The 13021-nt window shown below is 63.9% G+C and carries 6 protein-coding genes; all 6 read right to left on the reverse strand.

What is annotated here, in order from left to right; all coding sequences use genetic code 11:
* Positions 1-63 precede the first annotated feature (63 nt).
* Positions 64-5742, reverse strand: coding sequence for a membrane-targeted effector domain-containing toxin (locus tag BW43_RS03985; RefSeq protein ID WP_032890756.1), 5679 nt, complete (start codon positions 5740-5742; stop codon positions 64-66).
* Between the two features lie 77 nt (positions 5743-5819).
* The gene (gene nagE / locus BW43_RS03980) at positions 5820-7526 is read right to left on the reverse strand and encodes an N-acetylglucosamine-specific PTS transporter subunit IIBC (RefSeq protein ID WP_032890758.1); all 1707 of its coding nucleotides are present in this window, start codon (positions 7524-7526) and stop codon (positions 5820-5822) included.
* Positions 7527-7555: 29 nt separating this feature from the next.
* Positions 7556-10066, reverse strand: coding sequence for a phosphoenolpyruvate--protein phosphotransferase (gene ptsP / locus BW43_RS03975; RefSeq protein WP_032890760.1), 2511 nt, complete (start codon positions 10064-10066; stop codon positions 7556-7558).
* A gap of 36 nt (positions 10067-10102) precedes the next feature.
* Positions 10103-11113, reverse strand: coding sequence for an SIS domain-containing protein (locus tag BW43_RS03970; protein WP_032890762.1), 1011 nt, complete (start codon positions 11111-11113; stop codon positions 10103-10105).
* Positions 11106-12212: an N-acetylglucosamine-6-phosphate deacetylase gene (gene nagA, locus BW43_RS03965; RefSeq protein WP_032890764.1), complete on the reverse strand. Its 1107-nt coding sequence runs from the start codon at positions 12210-12212 to the stop codon at positions 11106-11108. Before nagA ends, BW43_RS03970 begins: the two co-directional genes overlap by 8 nt.
* Positions 12213-12231: 19 nt before the next feature.
* Positions 12232-12981 (reverse strand): GntR family transcriptional regulator, encoded by a 750-nt coding sequence (locus BW43_RS03960; protein WP_032890767.1) that lies wholly within the window; start codon positions 12979-12981, stop codon positions 12232-12234.
* Positions 12982-13021: the final 40 nt, after the last annotated feature.

The following is a 13021-nucleotide window of genomic DNA, read 5'->3' on the forward strand; positions in this document are numbered from 1 at the left end:
GTTGACGGCATAAACAAGAAACCCGCTGGGCCAGTTTGGTCAGCGGGTTTTTTGTTGCCTGGATTACGGCGCGGGCGTCAGTTGTACCTGGGCGCGTACGGCGTCGATCAAGGTGGTTTGGTAGAGGAAGCGCTGCTGCGCCATGCCCCAGCGATCGATGTAGAACAGGCCCTGGTCATCGACCTGGATCGGGGTCGAGACGATTTCGCCGCTGCGGGATTTGTGCAGCAGGTTGCTTTCGGCCATTGACGGGTGTTCGACCAGGAAGTGGCCGGACACTTTCAGCCGGGTGCGGTCCAGCGGTACGAATGCGGCAGGCTCACGCATGCCAGCCACGCCGACCTTTAGCGTGAAGTCGCTGCGCAGTGCCGTCCAGCGGGTTTCCAGACCTGTCTCCCAGCGGCCGGGGTGGATGGGGGACGCCAGGCTGGGCGCAGCGTCGCGGATATGCAGGCTGGCGGCGCCTTGCAGCTCGGCCAGGCCGGGCACTTGCAAGTGGGTGTTGGTGTGGGCGCTGCCGATGAACGCCACCCATTTGTGTGGGCCGTGCGCCGCCTGGTCAGCGTCGATCACCCGTGACGCGAAGTAGCTGAACATCTGGTTGCGCGCCTCTGTGTTGGCGCCCTTGACGTGGTAACTGGCGGTGCAGTCGAGTGCGCGTACACGCAACCCATATTTGTTGGCTTGCTGGATCACTTCGAAGTAGGTGTTGGCGCCACTGTAGAGCGGCATGTGCCCGGCATCCTGGCGTTTGAGGTAGTCCTTGAGCGCGGGCGAAAGGCGTTTGGATTGGCGGAAGGCATCCAGCTCGGCCTGGTGCAGGTCGGTGAGCAAATGTTCGACGTACAGCGTGTCGAACTTGAGCGCCTTGAGTTGCTTCATGTGTTTGATCAGGAACGCCTTGCTCGTCTGCGCGCTGTGGGCCTCGCCGATGACCAGCCCCGCCAGCCGGCTTTCGCTGACAGCGCGCAGAAACGGTTCCGGCTGCGTCTGCCCGCTGAGTCGCGACAGTTCCGGGCGAGCCGGCAGGGTGTGCTGGCTGAAGTACTGCTGTGCATCTTGGGTCAGACGCTCCCGCGTTTTCTTGAACACCGAAAACGCCTTGCGGTGCTCGGGGGCCGGCAGGAAATGACTGTCCAGGCCGTGGGACTGGTATGACTGGGTCTGGATGCTTTCGCGCAGGTCGGCAGCGATATCGTAGTCGCTGTAATGCGTGACCGTTGCCGCACCACTCGACGGGGCAGGGGATTCTACGGTTCGTTCAGGCCCGCGCACGGCCAGGGTGTAATCGGCGGAAGCGTCGCTGGCGTCGATGCGCAAACCCACGGCGTGGTCAGCGCCGACATTCTCCACGCGCACAGCAACCGCCTTGTGCAGATCGGCCAGGCCCGGGACTTGATCGGCCGCGCGCATGCGCGCGGGGTCCAATAGGGCAACCCAGCGCTCATCGGGCAGGGCGTCGCTGTCGCCTTGCAGGACTTTGTGCGAGTAGAAGTTGCGCAACGCGGTGCTGCGCGTTGTGGTGGGTGGGGTGTCGCCTAGGTTGAGGGCATCATCCAGGTCGTAGCAGGTCGAGGCGTCCAGTGCCTTGATCTTGATGCCTTTGGCCGAAGCCTTGCGTACCAGCGCCACATAGGAGAATTCGGCGTTGTCGGCAAAGCCCATTGCCTTGTCGACGAGCTTCAGATGCCGCTCGATGTGCTTCCAGGATTTGCCGCTGTTGAGCTTGTCCAGTTTCAGGCGAAACACATCACCGGGCAGGTATTCGATGTACAGGCGCTTGAAGCCTTTGTTGAGCAGCGCGTCGATGTTCTCGATAAGCACCTGCTGGCCGACACCGCTGCCGGGGATGGCGCCAATGATCAGGTTCGGTGCGCGGCTAAATGCGGGGTTATCGGTGAGCGTGGCCAACGATGTCTCCCGCGTTACGGTAGGTACCTCGGCACGGGGCGCGACGGGCGGCTGCTGGCGGAAAAAGTCCTCGGCGTCGCGGGTCAATTGGCTGACTTGTTGCTGATACACATCGCGCACCGGCTGCAATTCCCGGGACGCCGCAGCGACGGTGACGTGCGGGTTTTGGTACACCCAGTCACCCTGTTGGCGCAGTTGCGCCGTGAGGTCGGGGTTGAGCACCTGCTCCAGTTTGTCCGCGTACTGGGCGGGCATCTCGTAGTGCTTGAGCGCATCGGGGGCCTGCGGGACTTTTTGATACTTCGGCGCGCCGCCAGTCACACCGGTACGGCGCCATACACCTTGGGCATCCGGTGCGGCGAGGCGGGTGGTGGAGACCAGCTTGCCGGTGACCGGGTCGAGGCGATAGAGCAAATAGCGTCCGATCGGGTCCGGAGTCTGATGAGCCCAGAGATATTCGTCATTGAACAGCACCGATTGCATCCCCGCAGGCTTGAGTGGCGCCGGTTCCACGGCGCTGATCAACTGCAGTGTCGGGCTCTGTACGAGGCGCCTTGGGGCCTGGCGCACGGCGAACTGTTGCAAGGTGCCGAGGGCCGGGCGCAGGTCGGTGAACAGCCCGCCGGCGCTGTTGAGCAGGTAACCCATCAAGTGTTCCAGGGCCTGGGCGTTGTCGCCCTGGTGGTAAGCGTGCAGAGCCAGCATGGCGTCCTTGAACGCCAGCGCCAGACCGATGCTCAGGCTCAGCACTGGAAAAGGCGCGGTAGCGATGGCGGCAACCCATTCCACACAGGTCCAGGCGATGCCGCTGATCATCTGAGTGCGGTTGACGGTAGTCGCGTGAACATCATCAATGGTGCGTTGCAGCTTGAGGTCATACACCTCGCGCCGCAGGTCCTGGATCTGGGTTTGCGCGCGTATCGGGTCATAGCGCGGCGGGCTGATGCTGGTTTTATCCAGCCCTTCAGGCAACTGGTGCCGGGCGTCCTCCAGGAATGTGCGCACTCGTCCCTGGGACTGCACCGCGACGCGTTGCACCAGGTAACCGAGCATGCCGGGCAGTTTTTTCAGCAGGTAGTTGAACTGCCTGGCTTCGCGCACGCTGACGCCGTCCGGGGCATTGGGGGTGTAGAGCAGCGTTGGGTCATCGGCATGGGTGAACAGATAGCAGCCGATCACCCAGTCGCCGTCGATGACCAGGCGGTGGATCCCATGGTCGCGGCGGATGGCCGGTGCCGTCTCGCCCATCTTCGCAATACTGCGCTCCAGCCATTCCCGGTCGATGGACGCGATATCCCCCTGCAAGTGAGATTCCAGAGCGGCACTGCGCAATTGCCATTGAGTAATGGCCAGTGTGGTATCGCGGCGCAGCTTGTAGTCCGGGCTGCCGACGTTCAGTAGGCGTGTCTTGATCTCATCGATGTAGCGCTGGCCGATCCAGACGCCGGTGACCGAGCGTGCGACTTTTTCGGCGGTCAATGGGCTCAGATCGATGCCTTCGGGGCCTTTGAAGTGTGCCGAGCGCGAGAACTTTTCGTCGAGAAAACCGATGCCGTCGGCATAGCCGTCGCGATACAGCTGGGTGTAGTTGATGGGCGCAGCCTTAGCCGACCCCGGTGAGTAGGCCCAAACAGTGTCGGGGTCGACATCGTTGCGTGGGCGTCCCAGCAGCTCATTCAGACGGGCGCGCGCCTGCTCATGCAGGTAAGCGCTGAAGCCCGGCACTTGCGTCTCGGACAACGAATAATCGTTGTAGGCGCGCAGACCGCCTTTGGTGTCGTCCGCCAGTTTCATCAGGGTTCGCCGTGTGGTCAGCGGCGCCGCGCGGAACCAGGTGGGCGTGCTGAACTCATCGTCATCCAGGCGCGTGGCCAACACATGGGTGGCCATGGCCTTGAGGCAATCGGCATGGCTGCCGGCGTGTCCGAAGCTGATTTCGCGGTGTTCCTGGGCGTGAAACTTGTAGCTCAGGCCGCTGAGCACCTGTTTCATCTTGGCCCGAAAGCGCAGGGCGACGCGGCTGATCAGGTAATCGGTGAGGGTGCCTGGCGGCGATTTGAGGCCATTGTCCAAAGTCCAGCCGAGGATGTGGTTCTGGCAGGCAATTTCACTGTCGAACGCCTGGAACTGTTGCTCGCGCGGAGCCTGCGGCGTACATAGCAACACGCGGTCGACGGCGCCGCTGGCGTCGCGCCGGAGCAGCACCCACAGGTCTTGCAGTTGGGCCTCGTGCAGCGCCAGGGTCGTGGCGCTCAGCAATGGATCGCTGCCTTGGCGCACGCGTTGGATCAGTTCGAAATCGTCAGCAGTGAGATGCCCCTGCAGCATTGCGGTGCAGGCCAGCGCGTTGATTCTGTGGTCGAGCATGGCTTCGATGGCCTGGCACAGCTCGGTCTTGGCATGCAGCTGCTTTTGTAGGTCCCTGAAGTCGATACGCGGTTGCAACGTGCCCATTTGTTGCGCGAGCCAGGCCGGCGTCAGCGCGGCGTAGGTGTCGGGCAGTGGCGCGCCGTCGTAGCTGAGGCTGGTCTTTTCGAGGAAATCGGAACCGGCGTTTTCATCGTCGGGATGCAGGCCACGCAAGGCCAATTCGACCAGGTCGCGTTTGTGGCTGTATTCACCGATCGGTGTGACGGCGCGGCGGGTGGTCACCAGCAAGCGTTGTGGTTCCAGGTTGTGGATATCCAGGTCATCGCTCAGGCGCTCCAGCCATTGGTGGCGTGCCAGGGTGTACGGCGTGGCCAGGGCGCCGAACAGTTGTTCCAGGCGCTGCCGGGACTGGTCGTAATGCTGCACGTGTTCGGCGAGTCGTGCGCGTTGGGTGTCTGAGGCGCTGCGGTACCAGTCTGGCGCGCTGTGCCGTAACCATCGGTCGAGCAGCAATTGGGCGCGCCATTGCAGTCGCGCGCCGAGGTCGGGCACGGCGTCGACGATGGCCTGCTCCAGCGCATTGATCAGTGCCTGCGCGTCAGTGTGCGGGTTGTCCACCAGGCTCAGGGCGCGGTCGATGTCGGCGCTGCGCTTGGCGATCAGTTGGTTGTCGAGGTGCTCGAACAGTGGCCGTTCGCTGATCGGGGTCAATGCCAGCGGCCAGATGGCTTGCGGCGTCAGTGTGCGGTAGTCGGTTGCCAGCATGCCCATGAAGTGAGCGCGCTCGGCGGCGGTGTCCAGGCGTTGGAACAGATCGCTGTCGAGGTCGGCCAGTGAGGCGAAAAACTCAATCCCGCGCGAGGGAGTGAACAGTGCCACGCGGCCAACCGGCGTGCTCGATTGAAGCTCGCTTACCACCGGGCTTGAATGTTCGGTCAGCACAAACGCACCGGCCAGTTCGATGGTTTGCCCCTGGTATTCAAAGGTCAGTGCATACAGGCCGGGGCGTTGCGTGACGCCCAGTGGTACGCGGTCCAGGATCGCCTGCTCTTGAGGGTGGAACAGGCGATCGGCGACCGCGAGTGCGGTTTCGTGGGTCAGTGCGATGTAGCCGGCTTCAAAGGTCATGAAGGATTTGCGCGCTTTGCCGTCGATCTGCTCGCGGCTATCCATGTCCAGCAATTGCGTGTTGAGCGTGGCCTTGAGCGTGGTCAGCAGGGCCTGACCTTCAGTACTGCGCAGATCGCTGTTGGCCAGGTTCTGGTACAGCACGCGGCTGTTTGTCAGGAACTGCTGGCGGTAGTTTTCCAGATGGGTATTCAGGCGCTCAAGGTACGCGAGTGGAGGCGACGCCGGCTGCGTCGGCAGCAGCGGTGCATCGAGGTCGAGCAGGTGATGGCCGATCAAGTTGAGTGAGCCTTTGATCTCGTCAAAGGTCAGGGGTGGGGTGGAAGTGCTCACGGGCACAGGCTCCATGCTGAGGATTGGAGCCCTCAGCATGGGCACGACCGCCCTGAACAGGGCGGTAGATAGGTAGGTCAGGCGCCGGCGCGGACTGGCTGGCGAGAGGTCAAGGCCTTGAGTGCGGCGCTTAAGCCTTGGGCCTGCTCGCCGACCAGCAGGTGCCACACACCGGCGTCGATCCGGCTGACACCCTGGCAACCGAGTGCGGTGAGCTGCGCCTGCGACAGCGCGTTTTCGTCGGCCAGGTGCAGGCGCAGGCGGGTCATGGCCACGCATTCCAACTGCACGACATTGGCCTGACCGCCCAGCGCATCCAGCCATTGCTGCGCCACGGTCGAGGCAACGTTGCTGGCTTGAGTCAGCGCAGTGGCGCTGGCAGGTGATGTGCTGACGGAGGTCGGCATCGCCAGACGAATCTCATCGGCAATGCTGTCTGCCAGCGGCCCGACCACTACCTGCAAACTGCCGCCGTTGCCCGGCCGCACGATAGCCATCGCCCCCAGGGCTTTGAGCTCGGCATCCACGGCCTTGTTGCGGTCAACCATGTCCAGGCGCAGGCGAGTGGTGCAGGCGCCGACGCTCAGCAGATTGTCCGCGCCGCCCAAGGCGCGGATGTACGCCGTGGCGCGCTGGTTGTCGCTCATTGCTTCGGCCGGTGCCACTTGGCCGTCTTCACGGCCCGGGGTTTTCAGGTTGAAGCGGCGAATGCAGTAGCTGAACACCGTGTAGTAGATCGCTGCGTACGCCAGCCCCACCGGCACCACCAGCCAGCCATTGGTGGACTTGCCCCAGCCCAGCACCATGTCGATAAACCCGCCGGAGAAGGTAAAGCCCAGGTGGATATTCAGCATATTGGTCACGGCCATCGACAGACCGGTGAGCAGCGCATGGATCAGGTACAGGAACGGCGCGAGAAACATGAATGCGAATTCAATCGGCTCGGTCACGCCGGTGAGAAACGAGGTCAGCGCCATCGACAGGAAGATCCCGCCCATCACCTTGCGCCGTTCCGGCAGGGCGTTGCGGTACATCGCCAGGCACGCGGCGGGCAGGCCGAACAGCATCACCGGGAACATGCCGGTCATGAATTGGCCACCTTTGGGGTCACCGGCAAAATAGCGGGTCAAGTCGCCGGTCACTACGGCGCCGGTGGCCGGGTCGGTGAAGCTGCCGAACACAAACCAGGCCATGTTGTTGAGGATGTGGTGCAAGCCGGTGACGATCAGCAGGCGGTTGAACACGCCGAACACGAACGCGCCGATGCTGCCGCTTTCCATCAGCAGCACGCCGAAACTGTTGATGCCGTGCTGGATCGGCGGCCAGATCAGGCCAAAGATCACCCCCAGCCCAACCGCTGAGAACCCGGTGACAATCGGCACGAACCGTCGCCCGCCGAAGAAGGCCAGGTACTCAGGCAGCTTGATGTCCTTGAAACGGTTATACAGCGCACCGGCCATCAGGCCGCTGGCGATCCCGGCGAGCATGCCCATGTTGATGCTGGTGTCCATCACCTTGAGGGTAGAGATCATCACCAGGTAGCCAATCGCACCGGCCAGCCCGGCTGTGCCGTTATTGTCGCGGGCAAAGCCCACGGCGATACCGATGGCGAAGATCAGCGCCAGGTTGGCGAAGATCGCCTGGCCGGCATCGTGCATCACTGCGATGTTGAGCAGGTCGGTATCGCCCAGGCGCAACAGCAGGCCGGCAATCGGCAGGATGGCGATAGGCAGCATCAGCGCGCGGCCCAGGCGTTGCAGGCCTTCGATGAACAGTTGGTACATGGCGGGTCTCCTTTTTCTTGTTGTTGTTGTCAGCTCAGCGGCCAGTGGTGTTGACAGGCTTGGCGTACGGCTTTGGCGCTGCTCAGGTCGAGCAGGCTAAGGCTCAGTTGCCGGCATTGCGCCGCATCCAGGTGGCGGACGCGGTCCTTGATTTCTGCGATTTGCGGCGGGCTCACCGACAGCTCGCTGACCCCCAGGCCGATCAGTGCGGGGGTGGCCAGCGGGTCGGACGCCAGCGCGCCGCAGACGCCAACCCAGCGCCCATGCTTGGCTGCGCCGTCGCAGGTTTGTGCGATCAGCCGCAGCAGCGCCGGGTGCAGCGCGTCGACCCGCGCGGCGAGTCCGGCGTGGTCGCGGTCCATGGCCAGGGTGTACTGGGACAGGTCATTGGTGCCGATGGACAGGAAGTCCGCATGTTCGGCCAGTTGTTCGGCCATCAGCGCGGCGGCGGGAACTTCGATCATCACCCCCAGTTCAGGGCGCTGGGTCAGCTTCAGCTGCGCACACAGTTCATCCAGGCGCTGGCGGATCTCCAGCAGTTCGTCGACTTCGCTGACCATCGGCAACAGGATGCGGCAGCGCGCCAACGGTGTGAGTTGCAGCAGCGCGCGCAGTTGCTGGTCGAGCAGTTCGGGACGCACCTGGGCCATGCGGATACCGCGCAGGCCCAAGACCGGGTTGGCTTCGACGGGCAGGGGCAGGTAGTCGAGTTGTTTGTCGCCGCCCACATCGATGGTGCGGATGATCACCGACTTGTCGCCCATGGCGTCCAGCACGGCTTGATAGGCCTGGCGTTGCTCCTGTTCATCCGGCGCGGTGCGGCGGTCGACAAAGAGGAATTCGGTACGCAGCAGGCCGACACCATCGGCGCCGTTTTCAAACGCTGTTTGGGCGTCGGCGCTGGAGGCAACATTGGCGGCCACTTCAATGCCTACGCCGTCACTGGTGCGTGCCGGCTGGTGAGCCTGGGCCTGTTGCTGTTGGCGGCGCAGTTTTTGCGCGTCGCGAATCTGGTGCACTTGAGCGTGACGGGCTTCGCTGGGCGCCAGTTCCAGGCGACCGTTGGCGGCGTCCAGCACCACCCGCTGGCCTTGCGGTACGTCGAGGACTTCGCTGCCCAGCGCGACCACGCAGGGCAGCCCTTTGCCGCGCGCCAGAATCGCCACATGGGAGGTCGCGCCGCCTTCGGCCATGCACAGGCCGACGGCCTGCTGCGCGCTCAGTTGCAGCAAATCCGAGGGCGTCAGTTCATGGGCGCTGACGATGGCGCCAGCGGGTAACTCGAAGTGCCAGGCTTCACCCAGCAATGTGCGCAGCACGCGTTGTTGTAGGTCGCGCAGGTCGTTGGCGCGCTCGGCGAACAATGGCTTGCCCAATGCCAGCAGCACTGCGCACTGGGCCTGGATCGCATCGCGCCAGGCATGGGTGGCGGCGCTGCCTTGCTCGATGGCACCCGTGGCGGCTTCCAGCAGGGTCGGGTCTTCCAGCAGGGCCAGGTGGGCGGCGAAGATGTCTTCTTCCTCGACGTTTTTACGCTGGCGGGCGTGCTCCAGGGTGTTGCGGATTTCACCGCGCACCTGCTCCAGCGCCGTGTCCAGACGTTGCAGTTGTTCGTCGGCCGAATGCTGGCCCGTGTCTGCGGGCAGCTCGATACCGCTCAGGCGAAACAGCGGCCCGCAGACCAGGCCGGGCGCCGCGCAGACGCCTTGCAATACACCGGCTTCGGTATTGGCTCGGCGTGGCGTAACGGCGGCAGGCGCGTGATGTTCTTCTTTCATCGGTGCAGACAGCGCGGCAACCAAGGCCTGCAACGCCGCCTCGCAGTCCTTGCCCCGGCAAGTGACGCGCACTTCGTCGCCTTCGCCGATGCCGAGCCCCATCAAACCGATCAAGCTGTCGCAGGCGGCCGACTTGTCAGCGTAGTGCAAGCGCGCCTGGCTGCTGAAGCCCTGGGCCGTCTTGCGGATCAGCGCTGCGGGCCGAGCATGCAAGCCGCCTCGATGGGTGATGTGCACACGGGCGCTGGCTTCTTCGATGGAGTTATCCACAGCCGTCTGAGCGGGCGCTGTCGACCGCGCGATGACCTGCATCAGTGGCTCGCCGACGTTGACGGTTTGCGACGCCAGAGGCAGCACGTCGAAGTGCTCGCCATTGGTTAGGATGATCAGGCTGATAAGGCTTTTGCACTGGCGCGCAATGCAATCCAGGTCAAACCGTACCAGCGCCTGGCCCAGGCTCACCCGCGCGCCCTGTTTGACCAGCAGCGCAAAACCTTCGCCCTTCAGCTCGACGGTGTCGATGCCCAAATGCATCAGCAGCTCGGCGCCATTGTCGGCGCGGATTGTCAGCGCGTGGCCGGTACGCGCGACGTGAATGATCTCGCCGTCGCAGGGCGCATGCAGGCAGTTATTAAGCGGGTCGATCGCAAGGCCGTCGCCCATGGCACCGCTGGCGAATACTTCGTCGGGGACGTTGCCCAGGGTCAGCACCGGCCCACTGAGGGGGGCGCTGAGGGTCACTGCATTATTGTTGTTAGACATGGGCACGGTACTCATCAGGAAAACACGGCACACCACTCAGTGAGTGCGGGTGACTTTGCTCAGGTGGCGCGGTTGGTCCGGGTCCATGCCGCGGGCGACCGCCAGACCGGCGGCCATGACGTAGAAACTCTGGATCGCCAGCACCGGGTCCAGGCTCGGGTGTTCGGCGCGGCTCAGGGTCAGGTCGCGTTCGGCGATATCGTCCGGCGCGGCTAACAGCACGCGGGCACCGCGCTGGCGCATGTCGGCGGCCAGGCTCAACAGGCCTGCCTGCTCGGCGCCGCGCGGGGCAAACACCAACAGTGGATAGTTGTCGCCGATCAAGGCCATCGGCCCATGGCGCACCTCGGCGCTGCTGAAGGCTTCGGCCTGGATCGCCGAGGTTTCCTTGAGCTTGAGTGCGGCTTCTTGGGCAATGGCAAAACCGGCGCCACGGCCGATCACCATCAGGCGCTGACTGTCGCGCAGGGCGTCGATGGCGCGGCTCCAATCCTGGCGGGCCGCTTCACGCAAGCCATCGGGCAACGCCTGGCAGGCTTGCAGCAGGTCGGCTTCCTGATTCCAGTGGCCGACCAACAGCGCGCTGGCGCTGAGGGTGGCGATAAAGCTTTTGGTCGCGGCCACGCTGAGTTCCGGCCCGGCGCACAGCGGCACGTGGAATTCACAGGCGGCTTCCAGCGGCGAGTCTTCGGCGTTGACCAACGAGATGCTCAAAGCCCCGCGCTTACGCAGCAGGCGCAGGCTGTTGACTAGGTCCGGGCTTTGGCCGGACTGCGAGAAACCGAACGCCACCTGGCCGCTGACCTTCAACGGCGCTTGCAGCAAGGTCACCACCGACATCGGCAACGACGCCACCGGAATGCCCACATGCTGCATGGCCAGGTAGGCGAAATAGCTGGCGGCGTGGTCCGAGCTGCCACGGGCGATGGTCATCGCCACTTGCGGCGGCTGGCGGCGCAGGCGGCCGGCGATTTCTTCCAGTGCCGGGTTCAGGCGTTGCAGTTGCGCCGCGACGGCGTCACAGGAGGCCAAGGCCTCTTCAAGCATTTTTGAAGACAATGGTTTCTCCTTCGACCATGACGTCGGTGAGTTGCAGGGAGCGGTCCAGGCGCACGCAGTCGGCAAAGCTGCCGGGTTGCAGGCGGCCGCGTTCTTCCAGGCCCAGGTAATCCGCAGGAAATTGCGACAGGCGTTGCGAGGCTTCGCTGATAGGCAGGCCGATCTTCACCAGATTGCGCAGCGCCTGGTCCATGGTCAGCGTGCTGCCGGCCAGGGTGCCGTCGGCCAGGCGTACGCCGCCCAGGCATTTGGTCACGGTGTGGCTGCCCAGCTTGTATTCGCCATCGGGCATGCCGGCGGCGGCGGTGGAGTCGGTAACGCAATACAGGCAAGGGATCGACCGTAGCGCCACGCGTATCGCGCCGGGGTGCACATGCAGCAGGTCCGGAATCAACTCGGCGTACTTGGCGTGGGCCAGCGCGGCGCCGACGATCCCCGGCTCGCGGTGATGCAACGGGCTCATCGCGTTGTACAGATGGGTAAAACTGGTGGCGCCCGCGGCGAGGGCGGCGACGCCTTCTTCATAGCTGCCCAAGGTGTGGCCGATTTGCATGCGTACGCCGCGCTCGCTGAGGGCGCGGATCAGGGCGTCGTGGCCGGCGATTTCCGGGGCGATGGTGATCACTCGGATGGGCGCCAGGCGCAGGTACGCCTCGACTTCTTCCATCAGCGCGGTGTGGGCGAAGTTGGGTTGGGCGCCAAGTTTGCCTGGGTTGATGTAAGGCCCTTCCAGGTGTACGCCGAGTACTCGGGCGCTGCCGGCAGGGCGCTGCTCGCAAAAGCCGCCGAGTTGACCGAGCACGCTGGAGATTTCATCCACCGGCGCGGTCATGGTGGTGGCCAGCAGCGAGGTGGTGCCAAAGCGCACGTGGGTGCGGGTGATGGTCTCGAAGGCGTCGATGCCTTCCATGATGTCCTTGCCACCGCCGCCGTGCACATGCAGGTCGATAAAGCCCGGCAGCAGGTAGGGCAAATCGTTTTGCGTCGGGTCGCAAGGCACGCCTTCAATGGCGGTCACCTTGCCGTGTTCATGCACCAGGCGGCCGCGAATCCAGCCGTGGGGCGTGAGGATATTATCTTCGGACATGGGCAGTTCTCTAAGGCCGCTACTCGGCGGCAAAGTCATATCGACGCAGCTCTGCGACAAAGTCGTAGTAGTCGTTGCGGCAGTAGGTGTCGGTGATTTCAATCGGCGTGTTGTCGGCGGTGTAGCCCACGCGGGTCATGAGCAGCATGGCGGTGCCGGGGGCGATGCCCACCAGGGCGGCGAACTCGTCCGAGGCGTTGACCGCCTGGATATGCTGCAGGGCACGGACGATGGGCTTGCCGATACTTTCCAGGTACTCGTACAGCGAGCTGCCGATGGCTTGCGGTTGCGGCAGCACCGAGGCAGGCATGGTGGTCATCTCAATGGCCATGACGGTGTCGTCGGCCTTACGCAAACGCTTGAGGCGCGCCACTTTGTCGGTGGGCGACAGGGCCAGGCGGATCAGCTCTTCATGGGTCGGCGGGGTGATGTCACGCTCCAGCCATTGGGAGCTGGGCACAAAGCCCTTGAGGCGTAACATCTCGCTGAAACCCGACAGGCGCGAGAGCGGCTGTTCCAGGCGAGGCGTGATAAAGGTACCGGAGCCCTGGCTGCGGCGGATCAGGCCTTGGGCAAACAACACTTCCAGCGCCTTGCGGGCGGTGACTCGCGAGATGCTCAGTTGCTCGCTAAGGACGCGTTCAGACGGCAATGCCTGTTCGGATTTCCACTCGCCGGCATGGATGGCCGCTTCCAGCTTGCGGGCCAATTGCAGGTAAAGCGGCGTGGATTGTTTGTCGTCAGGGCGCAGGGCCAGGATGGGATTCATCTGTCAGGTTTCCGATGCGTTATTGGAGTGTTGTCGCCCG

The sequence above is a fragment of the Pseudomonas sp. RIT357 genome, from assembly GCF_000632245.1.
GTDB lineage: Bacteria > Pseudomonadota > Gammaproteobacteria > Pseudomonadales > Pseudomonadaceae > Aquipseudomonas > Aquipseudomonas sivasensis.